General features: G+C 66.2%; 21 protein-coding genes and 4 tRNA genes. 3 read left to right on the top strand and 22 right to left on the bottom strand.

Annotated features, from left to right (window positions below; genetic code table 11):
• Window positions 1-93: 93 nt before the first annotated feature.
• From rpoB to B843_RS02050, 15 genes are all read right to left on the bottom strand, one after another.
• A complete protein-coding gene (gene rpoB / locus B843_RS02120) occupies window positions 94-3,588 on the bottom strand; it encodes a DNA-directed RNA polymerase subunit beta (protein WP_025251872.1) in 3,495 nt (1,164 codons plus the stop codon).
• A 275-nt stretch (window positions 3,589-3,863) separates the two neighbouring features.
• Window positions 3,864-4,853, bottom strand: coding sequence for a DUF3068 domain-containing protein (locus tag B843_RS02115; RefSeq protein WP_025251871.1), 990 nt, complete (start codon window positions 4,851-4,853; stop codon window positions 3,864-3,866).
• A gap of 182 nt (window positions 4,854-5,035) precedes the next feature.
• Window positions 5,036-6,334: an MFS transporter gene (locus tag B843_RS02110; RefSeq protein ID WP_025251870.1), complete on the bottom strand. Its 1,299-nt coding sequence runs from the start codon at window positions 6,332-6,334 to the stop codon at window positions 5,036-5,038.
• Window positions 6,335-6,461: 127 nt separating this feature from the next.
• Window positions 6,462-6,848 carry a 50S ribosomal protein L7/L12 gene (gene rplL, locus B843_RS02105; RefSeq protein WP_025251869.1) on the bottom strand — a complete coding sequence of 129 codons (387 nt, stop codon included), beginning with the start codon at window positions 6,846-6,848 and terminating at the stop codon, window positions 6,462-6,464.
• A gap of 106 nt (window positions 6,849-6,954) precedes the next feature.
• Window positions 6,955-7,470: a 50S ribosomal protein L10 gene (gene rplJ, locus B843_RS02100; RefSeq protein WP_025251868.1), complete on the bottom strand. Its 516-nt coding sequence runs from the start codon at window positions 7,468-7,470 to the stop codon at window positions 6,955-6,957.
• Window positions 7,471-7,784: 314 nt separating this feature from the next.
• Window positions 7,785-8,621: an aldo/keto reductase gene (locus B843_RS02095; RefSeq protein WP_197020784.1), complete on the bottom strand. Its 837-nt coding sequence runs from the start codon at window positions 8,619-8,621 to the stop codon at window positions 7,785-7,787.
• Between the two features lie 192 nt (window positions 8,622-8,813).
• A complete protein-coding gene (gene rplA / locus B843_RS02090) occupies window positions 8,814-9,521 on the bottom strand; it encodes a 50S ribosomal protein L1 (protein ID WP_025251867.1) in 708 nt (235 codons plus the stop codon).
• Between the two features lie 108 nt (window positions 9,522-9,629).
• A complete protein-coding gene (gene rplK, locus B843_RS02085; RefSeq protein ID WP_025251866.1) occupies window positions 9,630-10,064 on the bottom strand; it encodes a 50S ribosomal protein L11 in 435 nt (144 codons plus the stop codon).
• 252 nt (window positions 10,065-10,316) lie between these two features.
• Entirely contained in the window at window positions 10,317-11,216 is a 900-nt protein-coding gene (gene nusG / locus B843_RS02080; RefSeq protein ID WP_025251865.1) for a transcription termination/antitermination protein NusG, read from the bottom strand.
• 202 nt (window positions 11,217-11,418) lie between these two features.
• The gene (gene secE / locus B843_RS02075) at window positions 11,419-11,742 is read right to left on the bottom strand and encodes a preprotein translocase subunit SecE (protein ID WP_025251864.1); all 324 of its coding nucleotides are present in this window, start codon (window positions 11,740-11,742) and stop codon (window positions 11,419-11,421) included.
• A gap of 177 nt (window positions 11,743-11,919) precedes the next feature.
• A tRNA-Trp gene (locus tag B843_RS02070) sits at window positions 11,920-11,992 on the bottom strand.
• A 208-nt stretch (window positions 11,993-12,200) separates the two neighbouring features.
• Window positions 12,201-12,274 (bottom strand) — tRNA-Met (locus B843_RS02065).
• 39 nt (window positions 12,275-12,313) lie between these two features.
• Window positions 12,314-12,386, bottom strand: a tRNA-Thr gene (locus B843_RS02060).
• Window positions 12,387-12,613: 227 nt separating this feature from the next.
• Window positions 12,614-12,695: transfer RNA gene (locus tag B843_RS02055), tRNA-Tyr, on the bottom strand.
• Window positions 12,696-12,777: 82 nt separating this feature from the next.
• The gene (locus B843_RS02050; protein ID WP_025251863.1) at window positions 12,778-13,812 is read right to left on the bottom strand and encodes a polyprenyl synthetase family protein; all 1,035 of its coding nucleotides are present in this window, start codon (window positions 13,810-13,812) and stop codon (window positions 12,778-12,780) included.
• A 195-nt stretch (window positions 13,813-14,007) separates the two neighbouring features.
• On the opposite strand from B843_RS02050, the gene B843_RS02045 reads away from it, so the two are divergent.
• Complete coding sequence (locus tag B843_RS02045; RefSeq protein ID WP_051483431.1) at window positions 14,008-15,288, top strand: geranylgeranyl reductase family protein; 1,281 nt, start codon at window positions 14,008-14,010, stop codon at window positions 15,286-15,288.
• Here B843_RS02045 and B843_RS02040 read toward each other — a convergent pair whose 3' ends face one another.
• From B843_RS02040 to B843_RS13180, 7 genes are all read right to left on the bottom strand, one after another.
• Window positions 15,289-15,972, bottom strand: coding sequence for a demethylmenaquinone methyltransferase (locus B843_RS02040; protein ID WP_038595162.1), 684 nt, complete (start codon window positions 15,970-15,972; stop codon window positions 15,289-15,291).
• A gap of 25 nt (window positions 15,973-15,997) precedes the next feature.
• The gene (locus B843_RS02035) at window positions 15,998-17,194 is read right to left on the bottom strand and encodes a glycosyltransferase family 4 protein (protein ID WP_025251861.1); all 1,197 of its coding nucleotides are present in this window, start codon (window positions 17,192-17,194) and stop codon (window positions 15,998-16,000) included.
• A gap of 202 nt (window positions 17,195-17,396) precedes the next feature.
• The gene (locus tag B843_RS02030; protein WP_025251860.1) at window positions 17,397-17,897 is read right to left on the bottom strand and encodes a DUF3592 domain-containing protein; all 501 of its coding nucleotides are present in this window, start codon (window positions 17,895-17,897) and stop codon (window positions 17,397-17,399) included.
• Entirely contained in the window at window positions 17,894-19,534 is a 1,641-nt protein-coding gene (gene menD, locus B843_RS02025; RefSeq protein WP_025251859.1) for a 2-succinyl-5-enolpyruvyl-6-hydroxy-3-cyclohexene-1-carboxylic-acid synthase, read from the bottom strand. Before menD ends, B843_RS02030 begins: the two co-directional genes overlap by 4 nt.
• Window positions 19,531-21,804: an ATP-binding cassette domain-containing protein gene (locus B843_RS02020; protein ID WP_025251858.1), complete on the bottom strand. Its 2,274-nt coding sequence runs from the start codon at window positions 21,802-21,804 to the stop codon at window positions 19,531-19,533. The genes menD and B843_RS02020 overlap by 4 nt, the downstream gene beginning before the upstream one ends.
• Window positions 21,805-21,814: 10 nt before the next feature.
• Entirely contained in the window at window positions 21,815-22,834 is a 1,020-nt protein-coding gene (locus B843_RS02015) for an o-succinylbenzoate synthase (RefSeq protein ID WP_025251857.1), read from the bottom strand.
• A gap of 113 nt (window positions 22,835-22,947) precedes the next feature.
• Window positions 22,948-23,439 carry a TetR/AcrR family transcriptional regulator gene (locus tag B843_RS13180; protein WP_025251856.1) on the bottom strand — a complete coding sequence of 164 codons (492 nt, stop codon included), beginning with the start codon at window positions 23,437-23,439 and terminating at the stop codon, window positions 22,948-22,950.
• A 38-nt stretch (window positions 23,440-23,477) separates the two neighbouring features.
• On the opposite strand from B843_RS13180, the gene B843_RS02005 reads away from it, so the two are divergent.
• Together B843_RS02005 and B843_RS02000 are read left to right on the top strand one after the other, a co-directional pair.
• Entirely contained in the window at window positions 23,478-24,182 is a 705-nt protein-coding gene (locus B843_RS02005; protein ID WP_081751466.1) for an ABC transporter ATP-binding protein, read from the top strand.
• On the top strand, window positions 24,179-24,901 hold the full coding sequence (locus tag B843_RS02000) for an ABC transporter permease (protein WP_038595158.1): 723 nt from the start codon (window positions 24,179-24,181) through the stop codon (window positions 24,899-24,901). Before B843_RS02005 ends, B843_RS02000 begins: the two co-directional genes overlap by 4 nt.
• The last annotated feature ends 13 nt before the right edge of the window (window positions 24,902-24,914 follow it).

The following is a 24,914-nucleotide window of genomic DNA, read 5'->3' as shown; positions in this document are numbered from 1 at the left end:
GTAGTGAATCTTTCTTGCGATTTACGTTTTCCGCCTGCTTGTCGACGACCATAGGCGTCGAGCCTTCGGCCATCGAGAAGCAGACCTGGCGTGTTAGGCGATGTCGGCGTCGGAACGCTCGTCGCGCGACAGGTTGATGCCGAGAGAGGCACCGGCCTGGTCGAACTCATCGTCGTCGGAGCCGGACAGTTCCATCGGGGTGCCGTCCGCGGAGAGGACCTCCACGTTCAGGCACAGGGACTGCAGCTCCTTGAGGAGAACCTTGAAGGACTCCGGGATGCCCGGATCCGGGATGTTCTCGCCCTTGACGATCGCCTCGTAGACCTTCACGCGGCCGACCACGTCGTCAGACTTGATAGTCAGAAGCTCCTGCAGGGTGTAGGCAGCGCCGTATGCCTGCATTGCCCACACCTCCATCTCGCCGAAGCGCTGGCCACCGAACTGGGCCTTACCACCCAGCGGCTGCTGGGTAATCATGGAGTACGGGCCGGTGGAGCGGGCGTGGATCTTCTCGTCGACCAGGTGGTGCAGCTTCAGCATGTACATGTAGCCAACGGACACCGGGTACGGGAAGGGCTCGCCGGAGCGGCCGTCGAACAGGGTGGCCTTGCCGTTCTCGTCGACCATGACGTCGCCGTCGCGGTTCGGGTTCGAGTTGGCGAGCAGGCCAGCCAGCTCCTCGTTGGAGGCGCCGTCGAACACCGGGGTCGCGGTGAGCGTGCCAGCCGGGACGTCGTAGAGGTCCTCCGGCAGCACCTTAAGCAGCTCTGCGTTCTTCGGGTCGGCCGGGTCCACGTGCCAACCGGCGGCAGCCAGCCAGCCCAGGTGAACCTCGAGCACCTGGCCGATGTTCATACGACGCGGCACACCGTGGGTGTTGAGGATGATGTCAACCGGGGTGCCGTCCGGCAGGAACGGCATGTCCTCGGCCGGCAGGATCTTGCCCACGACGCCCTTGTTGCCGTGGCGGCCGGCGAGCTTGTCGCCGTCCTGGATCTTGCGCTTCTGAGCGACGTAGACGCGGATCATCTCGTTCACGCCCGGGGCCAGATCGTCGTCGTCCTCGCGGGAGAAGCGGCGGACGCCGATGACCTTGCCGGTCTCACCGTGCGGCACCTTCATGGAGGTGTCGCGGACCTCGCGGGCCTTCTCGCCGAAGATGGCGCGCAGCAGGCGCTCCTCCGGGGTCAGCTCGGTCTCGCCCTTCGGGGTGACCTTACCGACCAGGATGTCGCCGTCGCGGACGTCGGCGCCGATGCGGACGATGCCGCGCTCGTCGAGGTCCTTGAGCACGTCCTCGGACACGTTCGGGATCTCACGGGTGATCTCCTCGGCACCGAGCTTGGTGTCGCGGGCGTCGATCTCGTGCTCCTCGATGTGGATCGAGGTGAGGATGTCCTCCTCCACCACGCGCTGGTTGAGGATGATGGCGTCCTCGTAGTTGTGGCCCTCCCACGGCATGAACGCGACCAGCAGGTTGCGGCCGAGCGACATCTCGCCGTCCTTGGTGCCCGGGCCATCGGCCAGCACCTGGCCGTCTTCGACGCGGTCGCCGATGTTGACCAGCGGCTTCTGGTTGTAGCAGGTGCCCTGGTTGGTGCGCTCGAACTTACGCAGCAGGTAGGTCTCGCGCAGGCCGTCGTCCTGCATGACGGTGATGTAGTCGGCGCAGACGTTCTCGACGACGCCGGCGGCCTTGTTGATGATGAGGTCGCCCGCGTCGTAGGCGGCGCGCAGCTCCATGCCGGTACCGACCAGCGGAGCCTCGGAACGCACCAGCGGCACGGCCTGGCGCTGCATGTTCGCACCCATGAGGGCACGGTTGGCGTCGTCGTGCTCGAGGAACGGGATCATTGCGGTAGCCACGGAGACCATCTGGCGCGGCGAGACGTCCATGTAGTCGATCTCGTCGCCGGAGACGACGGCGATGTCGCCATTCTTCATGCGGACGGTGACGCGATCGTCGATGATGTTGCCCTCGGCGTCGACGGCGGTCTTGGCCTGGGCGACGCGGAAGCGGTCCTCCTCGTCGGCGGTCAGGTAGTCAATCTGGTCCGTCAGCTTGCCGTTTTCGACCTTGCGGTAGGGGGTCTCGATGAAGCCGAAGGGGTTCACGCGGGCGTAAGAGGCCAGGGCGCCGATCAGACCGATGTTCGGGCCCTCAGGAGTCTCAATCGGGCACATGCGGCCGTAGTGAGAGGCGTGAACGTCGCGGACCTCGATGCCGGCGCGCTCGCGGGACAGGCCGCCGGGGCCCAGGGCCGAGAGGCGGCGCTTGTTCGTCAGACCGGACAGGGAGTTGTTCTGGTCCATGAACTGCGACATCTGGGAGGTTCCGAAGAACTCACGGATGGCGGCGGAGACCGGGCGAACGTTGATCAGCGAGGTCGGCGTGATCGACTCGGCGTCCTGGGTGGTCATGCGCTCGCGCACGACGCGCTCCATGCGGGACAGGCCCACGCGGACCTGGTTCTGGATGAGCTCGCCGACGGTGCGCAGGCGGCGGTTGCCGAAGTGGTCGATGTCGTCGGTCTCGACCGGGATGACGGTGCCGGACGGCGAGGTCATCGAGGTCTCGCCCGCGTGCAGGCGCACGAGGTACTCGAGCGTGGTGGCGATGTCCTCTTCGGTCAGGGTCATGAGGCCGTCGTTGTCGCCGCCCAGGCCCAGCTTGCGGTTGACCTTGTAGCGGCCGACCTTGGCCAGGTCGTAGCGCTTGGCGCGGAAGAAGGAGTTGTCCAGCAGGGACTGCGCGAGGTCGCGGGTCGGCTGCTCGCCCGGGCGCTGCTTGCGGTAGATCTCCAGCAGGGCCTCGTCGGTGTTGGCCACGCCGTCCGCCTCGAGGGTGGACATCATGAGCTCGGAGAAGCCGAAGCGCTCCGTGATCTGCTCGGTGGTCCAGCCGAGGGCCTTCAGCAGGACGGTGACCGGCTGGCGGCGCTTGCGGTCGATGCGCACGCCCACGGTGTCGCGCTTGTCCACGTCGAACTCGAGCCACGCGCCGCGGGAGGGGATCACCTTCACGGAGTGCAGCGGGCGCTCGGTGGACTTGTCGATCGTCTGATCGAAGTAGACGCCCGGGGAACGAACCAGCTGGGAGACGACGACACGCTCGGTGCCGTTGACGATGAACGTGCCCTTGTCGGTCATCATCGGGAAGTCGCCGATGAAGACGGTCTGAGACTTGATCTCCTGGGTGTCATTGTTGATGAACTCTGCGGTCACGTACAGTGGCGCGGAGTAGTTGATGTCCTTGTCCTTGGCCTCTTCGATGGTGTTCTTCATGTCCTCGAAGCGCGGCTCTGACAGAGACAGAGACATGTTTCCAGAGTAATCCTGGATCGGCGAGAGCTCCTCGAGGATGTCCTCGAGTCCGCTTGTGACGCGGGCGCCCTCACCCAGCTCCTCCTGCTTGCGCGCACGCCACTCCGGCGTGCCGACGAGCCAAGCAAAGGAGTCGAGCTGAATATCAAGAAGTCCCGGGACCTCGATTGGTTCCGTAATCTTTGCAAACGACTTACGTTTTGGAGCCCCAGGGATGTCGGCCTTGGTCTGGCGGGAGACTGCCAAGATGGGTCCTTCCAGCACCTCACGCGGATGGTGGCCCCGCAATATTGACCACCAAAACCGCTGGTATTTGAGCATTTCGGTCTGCTTCGGAACACCTCATCCAGATAGCACAGAATGACCTTGTCAAATCCGAGTTTTTGCACCCGGTGATCAAGGTCAGCGAACTAGCAGGAAAAGCATTCCAGCGCAACGAATCAGCCTATACCAATTTCACGGCTTTGTAAAGGCCTCGCGTTTTGTCAAACCGATCACCCCCGTTTCCGATCGGTTTGACCCCGCGCTGGCGGGAACCCCTATGAAGTTCTCTTGCGCTTGAAGATACCGAAAGTACCCGCCAGACCCAAAATGGCGAGCAGAATGCCCACGGCGAGGACGACATAGTTGACGATACGTGCCACGTGCCCGTCGTGCACGGTGGCCGCCTGCGCGATGAGCGCATCGGTCTGCTCCTGCGAGCCTTGGCCGTCGAAAAGCAATGCCTGCTCGAGCTTGTTGCCATCCTTGTCGCCGTAGTAGTCGTCGATGTTCTCCTCGACGTTGACGATGAGCCCCGTGACCTGGTCGACGTAGTAGTCGCGAGTGCCCGAGTGGTAGAGGTAGGCCTGCGTGGACGTATCAGCGTCCGATTCGGCCGAGTCGGACGAGCCATCCGAGCTGCTCGTCACGTCGATCGTGTTGAACACCGAGGAGTAGCGCTCCGCGACGTTCGTGGGCGAGATCTCCTGGTGGTAGCGGTAGATCGTGCGGCCGTCTTGCTCGGACGAGTCCTGGAACACCGCCGGCGCCGAGTCGCGCAGGACCGGGTCGAAGACCTGGTAGGTGGTCTGCTCCGCGTCGGAGGGGAACTTCACCCACAGGCCGTTGACATCGACGGTCTCGTCCTCGCTCGCCAGCTGGTTGTTGACGGTGGCCTGCGAGGTGGCCTCGCCGGTGGTGCGGTCGAAGCTGTAGCTCCACACGCTCGCGGAGATGAGCCGGTTGAGGTCGTCCTGGTTGCTCACGCGCGAGTCGGTGAGCCCCACGCGCGCGGTGACGGTGTCGTCGTCGACCGGCGGCAGCAGCTCGGCGTGGAACTGGCGGTTAACACCCACAGTGAGCTGGCGGCCGTCGTTGATGAGCCGGGTGGTCGCCGAGCTGTCCGAGATCGTCAGCGTGGTGTTTTCCAGATCGACGGGCATGCGCGCGTCATAGTCGATGATCTGCGGCGCGAGCCCTCCCCACACGGCCATCGCAGCTCCCGCGCACACGGTGAGGATGGAGGCGATTCGTGAGGAAGGCAGCATGGGGCACATGTTACCTTCCCCGCTTCCCCAATGCTTATTCCCCCGCCCCGTCGCACCTTTTGCTTGTCGACGATTTGCCTTCGGCACCGAACCATCGGGCCTCCCCTAGCCAAAATCCGCGCTTCTCACCCCACGAACCCCGGTAGCAGATCTGACCACCTGCGCTTTTGCGGCGTGCCGTTTTACAGATGCGCGGATTCCCGCCGGGCCTTCGGAGCGGGACCCGCCACGCGGCGGGACTCCACCGCGCCCGCGACCCGCGCGACCCCCATCGCCGCGGCGGCCAGCAGCGCGGCCAGGCACGCCCACGGCAGGAAGGCCCACGGGTTGGTCACGGTGGCGAAGTCGAAAACCCGCCCCACCCCGATCGAGACCACCATGACCGCGAACCCGCCGAAGGAGTTGTAGACGCCGAAGTAGGTACCCAGGTTCTTTTCCCCCGCGATGATGCCCACGAGATCCTTGGAAGACGGGTAGGACACCATCTGCCCGAAATGCATGATGAGCAGCCACACCGCGATGGGCAAAAGCGCCCACGCGCCCGGCAGCGGGGGGCACACCGCCGCCACGGCCATGATCACGAACCCAATAGCCTGCACCCCGAAGCCCACCGCGAGGGCCTCCCGCACCGGGCGGCGCTCGGCCCAGGCGTTTATGGACATCTGCGCGGTGACGAAGTAGACGCTGATCCCCGCGAAGATCCAGCCCATGACCAGCTCCGGCAGGCCGGTGCGCTGGAGCTCGACCGGGATCGCTTGGTACTGCATGTGGTAGGCGACCTGGCCCATGCAGCTGGTCAGGGCGAAGGCGATGAACATGCGGTTGCGGACCACCGAAGACATGCCAGCCGTGAGCGACTCCGCGCGCTTGACCTCTCCCCCGCGCACGAGGAACGCGTGGCCTAGGAAGATACAGCCAAAGATGCCCGCGCCCAGGAGGCTGACCAGCCGGAACCCAAAGGGAATGAGTAAGGCGCCGAGCACCGGCCCCAAGAGCGAGCCGATGTTGAGGAAGAGCGTGTCTAGGCTAAACAGCTCCGGCCGGCTCAGGTCCCCCCGCTCCGCCCGTTCGAGCTGCGCCAGCCGCGACTCCACCGCGGGAGAAAACAGCGCCGCGCCGAAGCCGATGAGGACCACGCCCAGCATGAACCCGGCCACCGAGGTCATGAGGCCCGTGGCGAGGAAGCCTAGGATGCGGATGACGATGCCGGTGAGCAGGACGGGCTTAATCCCGAAGCGGTCGGCGAGCGCGCCTCCGACGAAGAACATGCCCTGCTGGCTGAACGTGCGCAGGCCGATGATGAATCCCACCAGCGCCCCGCCGAGCGCCAGATCCTCGGTCATGTAGGCGGCGAGGAACGGCACGACGAGGTAAAAACCCACGTTGAACAGGAGCTGGGTAGATAAGAGCAGCTTCGCCTCGAGCCCCAGTGAACCGAACCGGCGGATGGCGCTGACTTGGGACTTGCCGATGAGGTTCACTTCTTCCCTTCCTTCTCGCACCGCCTCGCCGCGGCAACCCTACTGATTATAGAAAACAGTTACCAATATACGGGAAACTCCCGCCCGGTTTGCACCGTGGCGGGAGTTATAAAGGAAGTAAGCGAGATTACTTGAGGGTAACCTTTGCGCCAGCCTCCTCGAGCTTAGCCTTAGCAGCCTCAGCGTCGTCCTTGTTAGCACCCTCGAGGATAGCCTTCGGAGCGGACTCGACCAGCTCCTTAGCCTCCTTCAGGCCCAGGCCGGAGACGATCTCGCGGACAGCCTTGATCACGCCGATCTTCTTGGCGCCTGCGTCCTCGAGGACGACGTCGAACTCGTCCTTCTCCTCAGCGGCAGCAGCCTCGCCGCCAGCAACGCCTGCAGCAGCAACGGCAACCGGAGCAGCAGCGGTGACCTCGAAGACCTCCTCGAACTCCTTCACGAACTCGGAGAGCTCGATCAGGGTCATCTCCTTGAAAGCCTCAATGAGCTCGTCCTTGGTGAGCTTAGCCATAATGGTATTCCTTTCGGTTGCGAACCCCCGCGCCATCGGGCCGGTTGTTCAAAGTATGTGTTTTTAAGGTGTGTAAAGAGCTTATGCCGCGTGCAGCAAGAACTCCTTAAGCTTCCTTCTTCTCCTGGAGCGCTGCCGCGAGGCGAGCGACCTGGGAAGCAGGAGCGTTGAACAGGCCTGCGGCCTTTGCCAAGTTGCCCTTCATGGCGCCAGCCAGCTTTGCGAGAGTGGTCTCGCGGTTGTCCAGCTCGGCGATGGCGTCGACCTGAGCGGGGGTCAGGGCGTTGCCATCCATGTAGCCACCCTTGACGACTAAAGCCTTGTTGTCAGAAGCGAACTTCTTCATCGCCTTCGCAGCGTCGACAGCCTCGCCCTTGATGAAGGCGACAGCGGTCGGGCCGGTAAGGAGATCATCAAGGCCCTCGAAGCCAGCTTCCTTTGCAGCAAGCTTCAGAAGGGTGTTCTTGGCGACGGAGTACTGGACGTCAGCGCCAAGAGCACGACGCAGCTCGGTGGTCTGTGCCACGGTCAGGCCGCGGTACTCGGTCAGCACGAGGGCGTTAGCCTCTGCGAAACGAGTCTTCAGCTCTGCGAGAGAAGCAGTGTTCTTCGGGTTTGCCATTACTTCGCCTCCTTCCTCATTCATGTCTATGTGTTGATCCGCCGAGGCCCTTGCCGCAAAGCAAAAGCCCCGTGCAAGAGCACAGGGCGCACATACTCCGAAAAGGAGGGGTGAACTCTAAGTGACTCCTGCGTGGGCCGTCCCAATTGCTTGGAATCCTTCGGGCCGCTTTCGCGGCCGACCGACGGTCTTCGGTGAAACTTGAGTGCGACCGCTTTCAGGCGGTCATTCAAACTTCGATAAGGTAGCCTACACAGGCGCGGCCCTTTGTCCAAATCGCCTGCTTATCGACGCTTCGCTGGCCATCTCAACCCCTAGGCGGCCGCCGCTGCCTCCTCGAGGGCGGCGATCTGCCCGGCGCTGAGCTCGAGCGCACCGGCGTCGATGTTCTCGTCTAGGTGGCCGATGCTCGAGGTGCCAGCGATGGCCAGCGACTGCGGGCTGTGCGCGAGCAGCCAGGCCAGCCCCACCTGGTTCGGGGTCGCGCCCAGCTCGCCCGCGAGTTCCACGACGCCGGGGAGCTCGGTGACCTTGGGCAGGCCCGCGAATCCGCCGCCTCCCAGCGGGAAGTATGGCGACCACGCGATGCCGTGCTCCTCCGCGACGGCGAACATGTCCTCCCACTTCCGATCCAGCAGGTTGTAGATGTTGGAGATCGCGGCGATGCCGTACGGCAGGGCCGTGGCCAGCTGCGCGGAGTCGACGTGGCTGAGCCCGATCGCCTTGATGAGCCCCTCCTCGCGCATGGCGGCGAGCGCCTCGAGCTGCTCCTCCAGCGCGACCGTCTGCTCCGGGTCGTCGATGACGAGCCCGGGCAGCATGTCCATCCGCCGCATGTAGACGAGGTCGAGGTAGTCGGTGCCGAAAGCCTCGAGGTTCTCCTCCACCGCCTGGCGCAGCTCGGCGGGCCTCTGCGCCGCGGTCATCGGCACGGGGCCGCCGACCAGCGGGCGCGCGCCGACCTTGCTGGCCAGGCACACGTCCTCGCGCCGGTCGGCGAAGGCGGCGCGCAGCAGCTCGTTGGCGCGGCCGTTGCCGTAGAACTGGGCGGTGTCGTAGAAGGTGACGCCGCGCCCGAGCGCGTGCCTAAGGAGCTCGACGCCGGAGTCGAAGCCCTCCTGCGTCTCGGCCTTGCGGGTGAGGCTTCCCATCCCGTATCCCACGCGGGAGACCTACTTATTTCCGATGACGAGCGTCATGGTGTGTTCCTTCCAAGAAGAAAAGGTAGTGCCACATCCTCGAACGGCGGAATTCGCCGTTCGGTTCCTTAGCCGTAGGCGTCGGAAAGCGAAAAAAGCACCCACTCAATGAGCGGGTGCCTCAAAAGCTAGAACTCTCGTTCTTTATGCCTCGGTGTAGTTCTTCTGCACGGAAGCGTCGACCGGGACGCCCGGGCCGAAGGTGGAGGTCATGGTGACCTTCTTGACGTAGATGCCCTTGGAGGAGGACGGCTTCAGGCGGTTGATCTCGTCGAGGAGAGCGCCGTAGTTCTCAGCCAGTGCCTTGGCGTCGAAGGAAGCCTTGCCGATGATGGCGTGCAGGTTGGAAGCCTTGTCCACGCGGAAGGAGATCTTGCCGCCCTTGACCTCGGTGATGGCCTTGGCAACGTCGGTGGTGACGGTGCCGGTCTTCGGGTTAGGCATGAGGCCACGCGGGCCGAGGACGCGGGCCACGCGACCGACCTTGGCCATCTGATCCGGGGTGGCGATGGCGACGTCGAAGTCGATGGTGCCAGCGGTGATCTGCTCGATCAGCTCGGCGGTGCCGACGATGTCAGCGCCAGCTGCCTCGGCCTCGGTGGCCTTCTCGCCCTCGGCGAAGACGGCGACGCGGACGGTCTTACCGGTGCCGTTCGGCAGGGAGACGGTGCCGCGGACCAGCTGGTCGGCCTTGCGCGGGTCAACGCCCAGGCGGATGGCAACGTCGACGGTGGCGTCGTGGTTCTTGGAGGAGGTCTTCTTGACCAGCTCAGCGGCGGCCAGCGGGCTGTAGAGGCGGGTCTTGTCGACCAGCTCGGCGTTAGCCTTGTAAGTCTTGGAGTTCTTGCTCATTGTGAATCCTTAAATTTCAGTAGAGGATGTGTGGTTCGGGCCGGAGCGGGCCCTCCCACGTGCGCCCCGCCTTCAGGCGGGGCTTGGGGTTCAAGCCGGGGCCTGGAATTAGCCCTCGACGACGATGCCCATGGAGCGGGCGGTGCCGGCGATGATGCGGGCAGCGTTGTCGATGTCGTTGGCGTTGAGGTCTTCCATCTTGGTCTGGGCAATCTCCTTGACCTGGTCAAGGGTGACGGTGCCGACCTTCTGGGTGTGCGGAACGCCGGAGCCCTTCTGGATGCCAGCGGCCTTCAGCAGCAGCTTGGCAGCCGGCGGGGTCTTCAGCTTGAAGTCGAAGGAGCGGTCCTCGTAGACGGTGATCTCAACCGGGATCACGTTGCCACGCTGGCCTTCCGTAGCGGCGTTGTACGCCTTACAGAACTCCATGATGTTGACGCCGTGGGCACCAAGGGCCGGACCGACCGGAGGAGCCGGGTTAGCGGCGCCAGCCTCGATCTGCAGCTTGATGAAGCCGGTGACCTTCTTCTTCTTGGGAGCCATCTTTTTTACCTACTTCCTTGTTAACGGCAACTCTCGGTCGAAATGATGGTCGACGACCGGGGCACCGTCCGGATGCCCAGTCCAGCTCAAAGTCACCGCCTGTTTAGAGGCGGGGCCTTCCTCTTTGCGTGACTGGGCCACCGGGAAAAATACGATTGAACAGCGCGAAAAACACGCGATTTACTAGCATACAGCAGACCCCGCCACCAGCCCAAACTCGGAGCCGGTGGCGGGGTCTGCGCTACAAGGCGCTTAGGAGATCTTCTCGATCTGGTCGAAGGTGAGCTCCATCGGGGTCTCGCGGCCGAAGATAGACACGAGCGCGCGGATCTTGGAGTTCTCGGCGTCGATCTCGGAGATGGTGGCGGACACACCGGCGAGCGCGCCGGAGAGAATGGTGACGGCCTCGCCCACCTCGTAGTCGACGGCGACCGCGGGCTTGGCGGCGGTGGTGGGCATGGCCACGACCTTCTCGCCCTCGGCAGTGGTGGCCGCGGTCTCTGCGTCGCCGGAGACGGTCTCCTGCGGCATGAGGAACTTGGCCACGTCGCGGTGCTTGACCGGGGTCGCGTTGCCCTCGTTGCCCACGAAGCTGGTCACACCCGGGGTGTCGCGGACGACGGACCAGGCGCGGTCATTGATGTCCATGCGGACCAGCACGTAGCCCGGCAGCAGCTTGCGCTTGACGATCTTGCGCTTGCCGTCGCGGATCTCCTCGACCTGCTCGATCGGGACGACGACGTCGAAGATGGAGTCCTCCACCTCGAGGGTCTGGGCGCGCATGTCCAGGTTGGTCTTCACCTTGTTCTCGTAGCCCGAGTAGCACTGGATGATGTACCACTGGCCCGGCAGCTTCTTCAGCTCGCGGATGTAGTTGCGCAGGCGCGCCTTGTACTCGGCGTCCGGCTCGGCCTCCTCGGCGGCCTCCGCGGGGGCTTCCTCGCCCGCCTCGGCGGTGTCACCGAGCGCTGCGGCGGCGGCCTCGACGGACTGCGCCTCCTCGCCCTCGGCCGGGGCCTCGGGAGCACCGGCGCCCGCATCCTCGGAAGCATCCGCGGAAATCGTAGCCTCTACGGCCTCGTCGAAGGCGTCAGCGATGGAGCCGCCCTCAGTTTCCTCTTCGAAGGCATCGGCGAAGGATGCGTCACTCATGTATCTCTCCTGTGTTTAGTGCGCCCGCGGCGGGAGAATCCCCGCCACCGTCGGCGGCGCTTGCTGGCTTACCAGTCTACCGCCATTGCTGGCGGCCCTGGCCTGCGAAACGGCGCCCCGCGGGCATCTGGTGCATAAGTTATCCCGCCGTTCCTTGGGATAAGAACTCGGCGGGATGACAAAAAGTATTTCTTTATCTTAGCTACGGAGTGAGGATCTTCTCAACTCCGAGGCCTGCGACGAAGTCGACGCCGGCGACCAAGGCCGTCATCACGATGAGGAAGCCGAAGGTGATCAAGGTGTAGCTGATCATCTGGCGCAGGGTCGGCCAGATGACCTTCTTCATCTCCTGGACCACCTCGGGCATGAAGCTGGCGACCTTGTTGCCCTTCTTCTCCTCGGAGTCCTTAGCGATGGACTTCTTGGCCTCGTCGGAGGAGACGGTGGTTGTGCTCACGCCCGCCAGCTGACGCTTGCCGGTGGGGCGCACTGCTGCCCCGACCTTCTCTGGCTGTTCTTCGGACACGGCGCTCCTCATGTCATCGATCGTGTTCTGCGGGAAGTTCCCTTTGGCGTTGCCGCCGCGGAGGGCTCCTCGGCAGGCGTTCAAGTGTACGAGTATACCAAACACTCGGCGACGAACCCCATCAGCGATGACGGGGAAGCAAAAAGGCCAGAAGCAAAAACTTCTGGCCTTGTTTTGCAGGGGCGACAGGACTCGAACCTGCAACCTACGGTTTTGGAGACCGTTGCTCTACCAATTGAACTACGCCCCTAGTGGCGATCCTCGAGGCCAGGCCCCGATTCTCGTGGCACGCAGCAAGCTTGGCGCCTGCACTCGTGCAACGAGTTGGTACTTTATCAGACGCCCCGCGCGTTAAACAAACTCGGCAGCGTGGGGGCACATACCGCACGAGGGGAACGGGCCGCGAGGCGTCGACAATGCAAAAATCCCCAACGATCAGTAACCGTTGGGGAAGATTGTAGCGGTGGAGGGACTCGATCCCTCGACCTCACGATTATGAGTCGTGCGCTCTAACCAGCTGAGCTACACCGCCAGACCCGTCGTTTTCCTAACCAGGCTAGAAAAACAACAGAGCCCCCTGACAGAATCGAACTGTCGACCTTTTCCTTACCATGGAAACGCTCTGCCGACTGAGCTAAGGGGGCACAGCTTCTTCTAAGTAGTGCGGTTTGTGTTCCGCCTTGCTCGCTGAAGCCTTCAAAAGATTAACCCGAACACCGCTACTTACACAAATCCGCAGGTCGTTACAGCTTTTCGCCGATTTTTAGCGCCTTTCAAGCACTCGCTTGTCGACGCCTACGGCGCACCAACGCAACGACCCCGGAGACGCACGAAACCCCAGCACGCTTCCGCGTACTGGGGTGTGAAAGTGTGCCAGGTAGAAGATTCGAACTTCTGTAGGCAATGCCGACGGATTTACAATCCGCTCCCTTTGGCCGCTCGGGCAACCTGGCGTGCACCGTGGTGCGGTACATACTGTACTACGAGGGATGGGTGGTTGCGCAAATCTGCACGCCAACCCGCGTTTTTGCGGGGTTAACCCACCCGCGAGGCGGCGAACTGAGCCAGGCTGCGCAGCGCCGCCGTGGTCGCGTTTTCGGGCAGCACCTCGAGGGCCTTCTCGGCCTCGGAGAGGTAGAAGGCGACGTCCGCCAGCGCGCGCTCGCGACCGGTGGATTCGCGCAGCAGGTCGATCACGTGTGCCACGGTCTCCTCGTCCTCCACAGGGCCGGTGAGCAGCCCGCGCAGCTCCTCGCCAATGGCGGAGTCCTCCTCCAGCGCGTAGAGCACGGGGAGGGTGAACACGCCCTCGCGCAGGTCCGTGCCGGGGGTCTTGCCGGAGTCCTTGGACTCGGAGAAGATGTCGATGAAGTCGTCGACGATCTGGAACACCATGCCGATGGCTGAGCCGTAGGCCTGCAGCGCCTTGATGTGCTCCTCGCTGGCGCCCGAGTGCATGCCGCCCAGGTAGCCCGCCGAGGAGATGAGGATGCCGGTCTTCTCGCTGATGACCTTCATGTAGTGGTCGACGGCGTTGGACTGGCCCGCGCCGATGGTCTCGCGCATCTGTCCGGTGACCAGCACGCCGAAGGTGTCGGCGAAGTGGAGGACGGTGGGAGCGCCCAGCTCGCCCATGAGGCGGGAGGCGTGGGACAACAGGATGTCGCCGGCCAGGATGGCCACGGAGTTGTTCCAGCGGGCGTTCGCGCTGGGCACGCCGCGGCGCTTGTCCGCCTCGTCCATCACGTCGTCGTGGTAGAGGGTGGCCAGGTGGGTCATCTCCACGACGACGGCGGCCTTGACCACGTCGTCGCTCAGCGGGGTCTGGCCATAGTTGGAGGCCAGGAGGGCGAACATCGGGCGGAAGCGCTTGCCGCCGGCCTCGGCGAGGTGCAGCACCTTGTCGGTGACGAAGTCCTCGCCCTTGTTGAGCTCGCCGAGCAGCAGGGTCTCGACCCTGGCCAGTCCGGTGCCGATGGCGGCGTTGAGCGCCTCGTCGCCAAGGTCCACCTGCGCCCCAACAGCCGCATCCCCGTGACTTGCCTGGGACACCTGTGCACCGTTGCTCATGCGTTCAAAGCCTCTTCAATCATCGCTGGCCAAATTACGATCAAGACTACTTGATTCGCGCCCTTTCAAGGCGGGCATCCCATTGGGTGAGGGAGCCTCAGGCCACACCAAACATATGTCTAACGCATTTACCGTAGTCGAAAGTCCGCGCGGAGACACACCCGGGGTGGCATGTCGAGATTTCCTGCTGCGACAATGGAGGGCGTGACTTTCCAGGCCTTCGACTCTCCTTCTTATTCCTCGGACCCCACGCGCGTGGACGTGCTCGTCGTGGGCGCGGGGCCGGCTGGCTCCGCGGCGGCGCTGCACTGCGCAGCCCGGGGGCTGGAAACCTTGGTCGTCGACACGCAATCGTTTCCGCGCGACAAGACCTGCGGCGATGGGCTCACCCCGCGCGCGATGCACCAGCTGCGGCTGCTCGGCCTCGACGGCGCGATCACCGCGCGGTACCGCTCGAACGGGCTGAAGCTGCACGGCTACGGCGGGTCGGTGGAGGTGCCGTGGCCGGACACCGAGTTCGGGCAGGTCAGCTCCGCGATGCCGCGCACCGAGCTCGATCACCTGCTTCTCCAGGCCGCCGCGGCGCGCCCGGAGGTGAGCGTCTGGCAGGGCGTGGGCGCGGCGTCCGCCGAGCACTCCGGCGCCCGGATCTCCGCGGTGACGCTCACGGACGGGCGCGTGGTGCGGCCGGGGACCGTCATCGTCGCCGACGGCGTGCGCTCCACCTTCGGCAAGACGCTCGGGCGCACGTGGCACAAGGGCGAGGTCTACGGCATCGCCGCCCGCTCCTACTGCGACACCCCGCGCTCGCGCGAGCCGTGGATCCATTCGCACGTCGAGCTTCGCGACGCCCAAGGTGAGATCCAGCCGGGCTACGGATGGATCTTCCCGCTCGGCAACGGCCAGGCGAACGTGGGCTGCGGCGCGCTGTCCACGGACAGGCGCCCGGCTAGGATCAACACGAAGAAGCTGCTCGGGCAGTACGCGGAGCTCACCCGCCCTGAGTGGGGCTTCGGGCAGCCGCAGAAGGTGGCCTCGGCGCTGCTTCCCATGGGCGGGGCCGTCAGCGGCGTGGCGGGCGCGAACTGGATGCTCGTCGGCGACGCCGCCGCCTGCGTCAACCCGCTCAACGGCGAGGGCATCGACTACGCGTTGGAGACCGCCCGGCTCGCGGCCGAGCTCGTCGATCCCCGGCGCGACCTCACGCTCGTGTGGCCGTTCGTCCTGCGCCGGGAGTACGGCGAGGCGTTCCTGCTGGCGCGGACGGCGGCCAGGCTGCTCACCTACCCCGCGTTCCTCCCCGCAGTGGGGCCGCTCGGCCTGCGCGGACCCCTGGCGCGGGTCCTCATGCCGGCCGCGGCGAGGCTCATGGGAAACCTCGTCACCGACGCCGACCGCGACCTCGTCGCCCGCGCCTGGCGCGGCGCGGGTGCGGTGCTGCACCGGGTACACCCCGGTGCCCCGCTGTGGTCCTAGTTACTTGGTGGCGACGTGGAGGGCGACCACGCCGAAGGTGAGGTTCACCCAGCCGCAGTTGTGCCAGCCGGACTCGTTGATGGCCTGGGCCAGCTCCTCCTGCTTGGGCCAGGCGCGGATGGAGTCGGCGAGGTACTCGTAGGACTCCGGGTCGGAGGCGACGGTGCGCGCCACGGCTGGCAGCGCGCGCAGGACGCCCTCCTTGTAGATGGTCTTGATCACGGGCACGGTCGGGGTGGAGAACTCCGCCACCACCAGCCGCCCGCCGGGCTTGGTCACGCGCGCCATCTCGCGCAGGCCCTGGCGGAAGTCGTGGATGTTGCGCAGCCCATAAGAGATGGTGACGGCGTCGAAGCTGTCGTCCGCGAACGGCAGGTGCATGCCGTCGCCGACGACCTTGGGCACCGAGCGATCCTTACCGGCCGCGAGCATGCCCTGGGAGAAGTCGCAGGCCACGCACCACGCGCCCGACTTGCCCAGCTCGACGGTGGACACCGCCGTGCCCGCCGCGAGATCGAGGACCTTGTCGCCCGCGCCGATGCCGAGTACCTCGCGGGTGCGCTTGCGCCACAGGCGATCGAGGCCGCCGGTCATGACGGTGTTGGTCAGGTCGTACTTCGCGCCGACCGCGTCAAACATGCGGGCGACTTCGAAGGGTTTCTTATCTAGTGATGCCTTAGCCACCTAGCCGATTCTATATGGGGGCCACCTAAATGCGGGCACCGAGCGCCTTCTGCGCCCAGCGCGGGAGGGCGGGGCGCTGCCCGATGATGGTCAGCGGCACCTCCTGCGCGGAGGAGATGACCGCCTCGTAGTGCCCGACGAGCTGCTCGCACAGCGCCTCCCACGTGCGGGTGCGCACGCCACGTCGGCAGGATTCCTTGAGCGCGGGCAGGAGGTCCGGGCGGGTGAGCTGGTCGACGGCCGGCCCCAGCTCGTCCTCGAAGCCGTCGACGTCCAGGAGCAGGCCGTTCTTGCCCGGGGTGATGAGGTCGACCGGGCCGCCCGCGCGCGGGGCGATGGTGGGCACGCCGGAGGCCTGCGCCTCCTGGACCACCTGGCAGAAGGTCTCGAACTCGCCGGTGTGGACCAGCACGTCGAGGCTGGCGTAGGCCTGCGCGAGCTTCTCCCCCGACAGCGCACCCATGAAGTGGGCGTTGGGCAGGAGCTGCTCGAGGTAGTCCTGCTCGGGGCCGCTGCCGATGATGACCAGCTGGACGTCCTCGCGCGGGTGGATGGCCTGCAGGCGGTGCACGCCCTTCTCGCTGGCAAGCCGGCCGACGAAGCCGACGAGCTTCTTCCTACCCGTGGGGTCCCAGGCGTGGCGCAGCCCCTCGGAGCGCTTGGACGGGTGGAAGCGGACCGAGTCCACTCCCCGACCCCAGCGGTGGATGTGGTTGATGCCGTGGACCTTGAGCGCGTCGATCGTGGGTGAGCTGGGAGCCAGCGTGCGCTGGCACATGTTGTGGATGGTGCGGGTCCACTCCCAGCTGGCGGCGGCCAGCGAGGCGAGGTGGTAGCGCTGGGAGAAGCCCGCGACGTCGGTCTGGTAGATGGCCACCGCGGGGATGCGCAGCTGCCGGGCGGCGAAGGCGCCCGCGGCGCCCAGCACGAACGGGGAGGCCAGGTGCACGACGTCCGGCTTGAACTCAGCCAGCGTCTCCAGCACCGTCGCCGACGGAACGCCCACCGGGAGCGAGTTGACCAGCGGCACCATGACGGTGGGTACGCGCACGATGCGGGCTCCGGCGTAGTGCGTGATCTCCTCCTCGTGGTCCCTGGCGCCCGGGGCGATGACGATGGCCTCGTGGCCGGTTCGCTCGAGGTGCTCGAGGACTCGAAGCACGGAGTTGGTGACTCCGTTGACGTTGGGGAGGAAGGCTTCCGCGACGATGGCTACACGCATGCGCCCGATACTCCCCTTCCTTTTCCAACGTCGGTCAACATCGATGCTAAGAGTTACTGACGGTTTTTGAAACTCGGCGTTAATCGCATCGGGCGACGGCCTATTTTTGGGCTCTCCCCATTAAATAAGGATTCTAATGATAGGCGGCACCTACTCTGAGCGCCTTTCAAGCAGATGAGGGCACCGGCGTAGCGTCGATAAGCTATTGCAGCTTGATGCGGATCTCGCTGTGGGACGCCGCCTGCTGGAGCTTGCCGCGGCGGGCGATGTAGGCGCGGGTGAGCTTGCTGGTGAGCCACCAGATGACGAGGAAGACGATCGTCGCCGCGGCCGCCGTGCTGCCGGCGGGGATGAGCGAGAGCGTCCACTTGCGACCTTCGACCTTGACCAGGTCCGGGTTCGACTTCGCGTAGGTGACCCACACGCGCTGCCCCTCGCCGAGGCCGGTGGGATAGAGCAGGCCGGTGGGCGGCGAGTGGTAGATGCCGTCCTCGTCCTGGAACTCGACCGTGGTGCGCAGGCGGGAGACGTCTGTGACCTTCGCGAGCGCGCGGCCGGGATCGGCGTCGATGGTGCGGTCGTTGAGCCCGGCTCCGACCACCATCCCGAGGCAGCCCACGAGCGCGCAGGCGTAGAGGAACAGCGCGAGCTGGTGGGCACGCCGCCTGATCCCCTCGGGGCGGTAGTCCGGGATCTGGTTCACATGGCCACCTTCTTCGCCAGCGCCTCGTGCATGGCGCGGCGGGTCTCGCGGGTGGTGCGGGCCTCGATGACGGTGAAGCCGCCGAGGTCGGTGGTGTCGATGAGCGCCTCGATGAGCTCCTGGAGGCCGCTGACCTCGCGGTGCTCGATGCCGTAGGCCTGGCACAGGGAGGCGATGTCGACGCCGTGCGGGGTGCCGAACGCGCGCTCGAAGGAAGGACGGTACTGCTCGCCGCCGACCTCGAGGGTCTCGAAGATCCCGCCGCCGTCGTCGTTGGCGACCACGATGGTGAGGTTCTCCGGGCGCGGCGAGTCGGGGCCGATGAGCAGGCCGCCCGCGTCGTGGAGGAAGGTCACGTCCCCCATGACCGCCACGGTGCGCGGGGCGCGGAGCTCGTCCGGGTGGGCGGCCTGCACGGCCAGCGCCACGCCTATGGCCTGGGAGTTCGTGCCGTCGATGCCCGCGGTGCCGCGCGCAGCGAAGGTGTCCACGCCGTCGAAGGGCATGCCGACGAAGGCAGCGTCGCGGACCGGGTTGGAGGAGCCCACGAACAGCGTGTCGCCGGTGGCCAGCGTGTCGCCGACCGCCGCCATGACGTGCAGGCCGGTGAAGCCGAACTCCTCCTCGTCGAGGACCTCGCGGACGGCCTCGGCGGCGAGGTCGCTGGCGGCCTCGCAGATCTTCAGCCACTGCTTCGCGGGCGCGCCCGTAGCCTTGACGCGGGTGCCCACTGCCGCGGCCCGGCGCGCGGGATCGGTGACCACGTCGCTGCGGGTGAGCACGTACAGGTCGATCGCGGGGTCCTCGAGGAGGGCGAGCACGCCGCGGTGCAGGGTCGGGTGGCCGACCACCACGACCTGGGCGGGCTTGGTGTCCACGACGAAGCCCTCCGCCGAGACCTGCTCGCGGGAGAAGACCCCGGCCGCCAGCGGGTGGACCGGGTTGAAGGGCGCGGGCGCGGTGGGCTCGGCGATGGTGGGAACGTCCTGGAGGCCGTCGACCTCCCAGGCCTCATCGCCCGCGATGACCAGGGTGTTCTTGGACCGGTCGAGGGCGATCTCGCCGTGGTCGATTCTTCCCGCGGCGGAGGGTCCGAGCCTGCGCGGGGTGCCGGTGACGGCCGGGAGGCCGTCGACAAGCGGCGTATCGAGCGCGACGTTGAGGTGGACCTGGGCGCTGGAGAAGGCCTCGTCGACGACGGCGCCGAGCTCGCCGAGGGGGCGACCGGCGGCGGCCTCCTGGGTGATCTGCACGGTACGGGCGGCATCGCCGAAGATGCCCTGCTGGGTGATCGTCTGGTTGGCGCCGGTGCCGTGCAGGCGCTCGGGGCGGTCGGCGGAGATCATCGCCAGCGGGGTGTGCGAGTGGTGCGCCTCGACCATCGCGGGCAGGCAGTTGGCCACGGCCGTGCCGGAGGTGGTGAGCACCGCGACGTGGCGGCGGGTGGCGCGCGCCATGCCGAGCGCGAGGAACGCCGCCGAGCGCTCGTCGATGCGGGTGTGCACGCGGACGTCCGCGCGGGCCAGCAGCGCCAGCGAGAGCGCCGAGTTCCGCGAGCCGGGGCACACGACCACGTCGGTTATGTGGCGGGCGAGTTCGGCGGCGACGAGGTGGGCTAGCTCGGGCGAAGAAATCATGCCCCACATTCTAGTTTGAGGTGCCGCCCGGTCAGCGTTTCGGAGGCCGCCAGCTGCGCCGGGGTCCCCTCGAAGACGATGCGCCCGCCGTGCGCGCCCGCGTCCGGGCCCATGTCGATCACCCAGTCGGCCGCGGCCATGCAGGCGACGTTGTGCTCGATGGCGACGACGGTCTTGCCCTGGTCCACCAGGTCGTTCATCATCGTGATGATGGTCTGGGTGTCCTTCAGGTGCAGGCCGGTGGTGGGCTCGTCGAGGACGATGATGTCGGCGCCGTCGTTCATCTGCGCCGCGAGCTTGAGGCGCTGTCGCTCGCCGCCGGACAGCGTGTTGAGCGGCTGGCCGATGCGCACGTACCCCAGCCCTACCGAGATCAGCCGGTCGAGGATCTTCTTCGCCTCGCCCGAGGTGAACACGGTACGCGCCTGCTCGACGGACATGTCGAGGACGTCCGCGATGGAGTACTCCGCGCCCGACTTGTCCGCGATCGTGTACGCGAGCACCTCCTCCTTGAAACGCTTGCCGCCGCAGAGCTCGCAGGTGCTGGCCACGCCCGCCATGATCGCCAGATCCATGTACGTCACGCCCAGCCCGTTGCAGTTGGGGCACGCGCCCTCGGAGTTCGCCGAGAACAGCGCGGGCTTGACCTTGTTGTCCTTGGCGAACTTCGCGCGGATCTTGTCCAGCAGGCCGGTGTAGGTGGCGGGGTTCGAGCGCCGCGAGCCGCGGATGGCGGACTGGTCGACCACCAGCACGCCGTCTTGGCTGTTGAGCCCCTCCTCGATGAGCGTGGACTTGCCCGAGCCCGCCACGCCCGTCACGATCGTCAGCACGCCCAGGGGGATCTCCGCTTCCACGCCGCGCACGTTGTTGCGGTTGACCGGTCCGATCTTTTTGCTTGTCGACGCCTGTCGGGGGCTTTCGTTGAGGGTAATGCCGCGCTCGAGGTACTCGGCGGTGATGGAATCGGTGGCCTTCAGCCCCTCGGGCGGGCCCGCGTAGACGAGCCGCCCGCCGCCTTCGCCGGAGCCCGGCCCGATGTCGACGATGTGGTCGGCGATGGCGATGACCTCGGGCTTGTGCTCGACGACGAGCACGGTGTTGCCCTTGTCCCGAATCTTGCGCAGAAGAGCGTTCATCTTGGTGATGTCTTGCGGGTGCAGACCGGCCGTGGGCTCGTCGAAGACGTAGGTGACGTCCGAGAGCGGCGAGCCCAGGTGCCGCACCATCTTCACGCGCTGGGCCTCGCCGCCGGACAGCGTCCCGGCTGGCCGGTCGAGGCTGAGGTAGCCAAGACCCACCTCGACCATGGCGCCCAGGATCCCGTTGAGGGAATCGAGCGCGGGCTTGACCCGGGGGTCGCCCAGGGCGTCGATGAACTCGGCCAGCTCGTCGACCTGCATGGCCTGGCACTCGGAGATGGTCTTGCCGCCTACGGTCGCGGTGCGCGAGGCCTCGTTGAGCCGGGTGCCCAGGCAGTCCGGGCAGGTGGACTTGGTGGACACGCGCGCGACGAAGTCGACGATCTGCTTGGCCTTCGGCGGTTCCGGCTTGTCGATCCACAGCCGGCGGATGCGGGTGACCAGGCCCTCGTAGGTAACGTTCTTGCCGCCGACCTTCACCTTCTGCTGGGGCGCGTGGAGGAACCACTCGCGCTCCTCGGGCGTGTAGTCGGCGATCTTCTTGTCGTTGTCGAGGGTGGGGTCGTTGCCGTAGGTGTTCCAGTACCACTGCTCCACCTCGAAGCCGGGGGCGGTGATCGCGCCCTCGTTGAGCGACTTGGATTCGTCGAGGAAGGCGGAATAGTCGAGGGTGGCGGCCTCGCCGGAGCCCTCGCAGGTGGGGCACATGCCCTCGGGCAGGTTGAAGGAGAAGTGCCCGGAGGTTCCCACGTAGGGCTCGGACAGGCGCGAGAAGACGAGCCGCAGCATGGAGTTGGCGTCGGTGGCGGTGCCCACCGTCGAGCGGCTGGACGCACCCATGCGCTCTTGGTCGATGATGATCGCGGGCGAGAGGTTCTCGAGCGTGTCCACGTCGGGGCGCGGGAGCGAGGGCATAAAGCCCTGGATGAACGAGGAGTAGGTCTCGTCGATGAGCCTGCGGGACTCGGAGGCGATCGTGCCGAAGACCAGCGAGGACTTGCCCGAGCCGGACACGCCGGTGAACACCGTCAGCCTGCGCTTGGGGATGTCGACGTCGAGGTTTTTGAGGTTGTTCACGCGCGCGCCGCGGACGCGAATGGTGTCGTGACCATCGGCCATTGTTGTCATGAGAACAATCTTAGAGTGCGAGGTGTTCCCAACACTCACGCACGCGGTTGAGCCAGAAGTCGCGGCGGGCGGCCGGGGCCGCGAGCGCGTCGAGGCGGTCGGGCTCGGGATCGAGCATCTCCACCGTGAGGTGGCCGTCGACAAGCAAGCGCGGGCACGTGACGTCCTCAACGAAGAGGCTCTGGGTGGCAAGGCCAGCGGCGGCGGGCGGGACGTCGATGTGCTCGTCATCGGCGTGGCGCGGCAGGGCGGCGACCGCGGCGAGCCCGGCGTTCATGCCCACTCCCGTGTCGAGAGCGCTGGCGACCGTGATGTCGAGGCCGCGGGCGCGCATGAAGCTGGCCAGCTCGAGCACCCGGCTCGGTCCGCCCAGCGGCGCGGCCTTGACCACGGCGACGTCCGCCGCGTGGCGCCGGGCGACCTCGTAGGGGTCCTGGGCGCGGCGGATGGATTCGTCGGCCGCGACGCGCACGAACAAACCATTGCGCACAAGCAGTTGCCGAAGCTCGGCGAGCTCGTCGACGCTCGCGCACGGCTGCTCCATGTAGTCCAGCGGCGCGAGCTTCTTCGCGGCCTCGAGCGCCTCGGGGACGGTCCAGCCGCGGTTGGCGTCGACGCGAATGATGGCCTGCGGGTTGAGCTCGCGGACGGCTTTGACGCGGGCAACGTCGTCGGCGAGGGTCTGCCCCTTCTCGGCGACCTTGACCTTCACCGTGCGCGCTCCCGGGAAGCGCGCCAGCACCTCGGCGACCTGACCTGCGGGCACGGCGGGGATGGTGGCGTTGACCTCGATGCGCTCGCGCAGCGAAGCGGGCGGGCCCTGGTAGGCCATCTCGAGCCCGCAGCGCAGCCACGCGGCGGACTCCTCGGGCCCGTACTCGAGGAAGGGCGAGAACTCGCCCCAGCCGGCGGGCCCCTCGATGAGCAGCGCCTCGCGGGTGGTCACGCCGCGGAACTTCACGCGCATAGGAAGTGCTACGACGCGGGCGCGTTCGAGGACCTCATCGAGTGTGGGTGCAAAATTAGACATGGTCTAAGCCTACTAAGCCAGCTGCGAGGCGATGAGCCGCTCGATCACCGCCTGCGCGTCGCGTCCGGGCATCTCGGCCATGGGGCCCACGCCCGCCACGTAGCGGGTGACGATCAGCCCGCCGCGCGCTGGGTGGCCCCGGCGCCATAGAGCCGGTAGAGCAGGCCGCGCAGCTCGGAGTAGATGCCCTGCTCGACGAACTCGCGGAAGAGGTTTTGCAGGTCGACGCTTCGCTGGAGGAAGACCTGATCGATGATCGGCATGGCCGTGCCGCGGAAGCGTGGATCCTCCCAGTAGCGGAAGATCGCGTGGGCGAGCAGGCCCGGAAGCAGGCGTGCTGCCTCTTGTTTGGTTCGGATTCGCTGGCGCATTCCGGCAAGCAGCTCCTTGGGGCTCAGCTCGAGCCCGAAGGCCTCGTTAAAGAGGCCGTCCTTGGAGCCGAAATAATAATTCACCATGGTGTGGTCGCACCCGGCGCGGCGCGCGATGCCGCGGGCGCTGGCCCGTCCGTAGCCCCGCCGGAGAAACTCCTCCATTGCTGCCTCGACGAGCAGGCGGCGGGTGTCGGTGCCGCCCTTCGGGCGCCCGGGTTGTTTATTCACCATGCTTGCCAGCCTAGCCCCGCTTTTCTAGCGTCGAAGGCATGACGACGCACACAACTACCGGGCCGTGGGCGGTCGAGGCGCGGGAGGCGCAGGCGCGCACGCTCACGCCGCTCACCTTCCGCATTCCCCGGGGCCAGATCGCGGGACTCATCGGCCCTTCGGGCGCGGGCAAGTCCACCCTCATGCGCATGATAGTGGGCACGCAGGCGAAGACCGTTGGATCGCTTTCCGTGCTGGGGCTGCCCGCGGGTTCCCCCGCACTGCGCTCCCGGGTCGGCTACGCCACCCAGCAGGCGAGCGTGTACGGCGACCTCACGGTGAAGGAGAACTTCGCCTACTGCGCGGGGCTGCTCAAGCAGCCGAAGGCACGGGTGGCGAAGATCATCGAAAAGGTCGACTTGCAGGACAAAATCAATACTATTGTCAACAATCTAAGTGGTGGCCAGCGCTCGCGGGTGAGCCTCGGCATGGCGCTCGTGGGCGACCCGGAGCTTCTCGTGCTCGACGAGCCGACCGTGGGCCTCGACCCAGTTCTCCGCATTCAATTGTGGGCAATGTTCAACGAGCTCAAGGAGGAGGGCAAGACGCTCATCATCTCCAGCCACGTCCTCGACGAGGCCGAGCACTGCGACGACCTGCTACTCATCCGCGAGGGCACCATCTACGCCACGACCCCTGCGGCCATGAAGCAGGAAACCCACACCGCCACCATCGAGGAAGCCTTCCTGGAGCTGATGAAATGAGCACCGCGACCCTGATCATCGCCCGCCGCGTCCTGCAGCAGATCCGCCGCGACCGCCGCACGCTCGCGCTCCTTGTCATCCTGCCCGCGACCCTCATGAGCCTGCTCGCGTGGATCTACTCGGACACGCAGATGTTCGACCGCATCGCGCCGTCTCTCTTCGCGCTCTTCCCGTTCACGGTTATGTTCCTGGTCACCTCGGTGGCCACGCTCCGCGAACGCACCTCCGGCACGCTGGAACGCACGCTGAGCATGCCGGTTCACCGCATCGACTTCATCGGCGGCTACTCGCTCGCCTTCGCCGTGCTGTCCATCGTGCAGACGATTGTCTCGGCCACGGTGGTGCTGTGGCTGCTCGGCCTCGCCATCGAGGGCTCGCTCTGGCAGTTCTTCGCGGTGTCGCTTATCGACGCCCTCGCGGGCACCGCCTTAGGGCTTCTCGCGTCCGCCTTCGCTCGCACGGAGTTCCAGGCGGTGCAGTTCATGCCCGCGGTGGTCTTCCCGCAGTTCATGCTGTGCGGCCTGCTCGTCCCCCGCGACCAGCTACCCACCGTGCTGGAGAAGATCTCCGACGTGCTGCCGCTAAGCTACGCCGTCGACGCCATCAAGAAGGTGAGCGCGGGCAGCGGATCGATCGGCACCGACATGCTCGTGCTGCTGGCCTTCCTCGTGGTATTCCTGGCGCTGGCCGCGGTGTCGATGCGCCGCCGCACCGCGTAGGCACCCCGGCGCG

Origin of the sequence: Corynebacterium vitaeruminis DSM 20294, from assembly GCF_000550805.1 — a bacterium.
GTDB classification, from domain to species: domain Bacteria; phylum Actinomycetota; class Actinomycetes; order Mycobacteriales; family Mycobacteriaceae; genus Corynebacterium; species Corynebacterium vitaeruminis.
Note: the sequence above shows the minus strand (reverse complement) of the source record. Positions and strands in the feature narration are given on the sequence as shown.

What these genes read in the sequence shown, in the direction of transcription:
- menD (WP_025251859.1), bottom strand. Translation starts at nt 19,534, where the DNA reads ATGATTTCTTCGCCCGAGCTAGCCCACCTCGTCGCCGCCGAACTCGCC.
- B843_RS02095 (WP_197020784.1), bottom strand. Translation starts at nt 8,621, where the DNA reads ATGGGAAGCCTCACCCGCAAGGCCGAGACGCAGGAGGGCTTCGACTCC.
- B843_RS02015 (WP_025251857.1), bottom strand. Translation starts at nt 22,834, where the DNA reads ATGTCTAATTTTGCACCCACACTCGATGAGGTCCTCGAACGCGCCCGC.
- B843_RS02005 (WP_081751466.1), top strand. Translation starts at nt 23,478, where the DNA reads ATGACGACGCACACAACTACCGGGCCGTGGGCGGTCGAGGCGCGGGAG.
- rplK (WP_025251866.1), bottom strand. Translation starts at nt 10,064, where the DNA reads ATGGCTCCCAAGAAGAAGAAGGTCACCGGCTTCATCAAGCTGCAGATC.
- B843_RS02050 (WP_025251863.1), bottom strand. Translation starts at nt 13,812, where the DNA reads ATGAGCAACGGTGCACAGGTGTCCCAGGCAAGTCACGGGGATGCGGCT.
- nusG (WP_025251865.1), bottom strand. Translation starts at nt 11,216, where the DNA reads ATGAGTGACGCATCCTTCGCCGATGCCTTCGAAGAGGAAACTGAGGGC.
- B843_RS02020 (WP_025251858.1), bottom strand. Translation starts at nt 21,804, where the DNA reads ATGACAACAATGGCCGATGGTCACGACACCATTCGCGTCCGCGGCGCG.
- B843_RS13180 (WP_025251856.1), bottom strand. Translation starts at nt 23,439, where the DNA reads ATGGTGAATAAACAACCCGGGCGCCCGAAGGGCGGCACCGACACCCGC.
- B843_RS02045 (WP_051483431.1), top strand. Translation starts at nt 14,008, where the DNA reads ATGGAGGGCGTGACTTTCCAGGCCTTCGACTCTCCTTCTTATTCCTCG.
- rplA (WP_025251867.1), bottom strand. Translation starts at nt 9,521, where the DNA reads ATGAGCAAGAACTCCAAGACTTACAAGGCTAACGCCGAGCTGGTCGAC.
- B843_RS02035 (WP_025251861.1), bottom strand. Translation starts at nt 17,194, where the DNA reads ATGCGTGTAGCCATCGTCGCGGAAGCCTTCCTCCCCAACGTCAACGGA.
- B843_RS02000 (WP_038595158.1), top strand. Translation starts at nt 24,179, where the DNA reads ATGAGCACCGCGACCCTGATCATCGCCCGCCGCGTCCTGCAGCAGATC.
- B843_RS02115 (WP_025251871.1), bottom strand. Translation starts at nt 4,853, where the DNA reads ATGCTGCCTTCCTCACGAATCGCCTCCATCCTCACCGTGTGCGCGGGA.
- rplL (WP_025251869.1), bottom strand. Translation starts at nt 6,848, where the DNA reads ATGGCTAAGCTCACCAAGGACGAGCTCATTGAGGCTTTCAAGGAGATG.
- rplJ (WP_025251868.1), bottom strand. Translation starts at nt 7,470, where the DNA reads ATGGCAAACCCGAAGAACACTGCTTCTCTCGCAGAGCTGAAGACTCGT.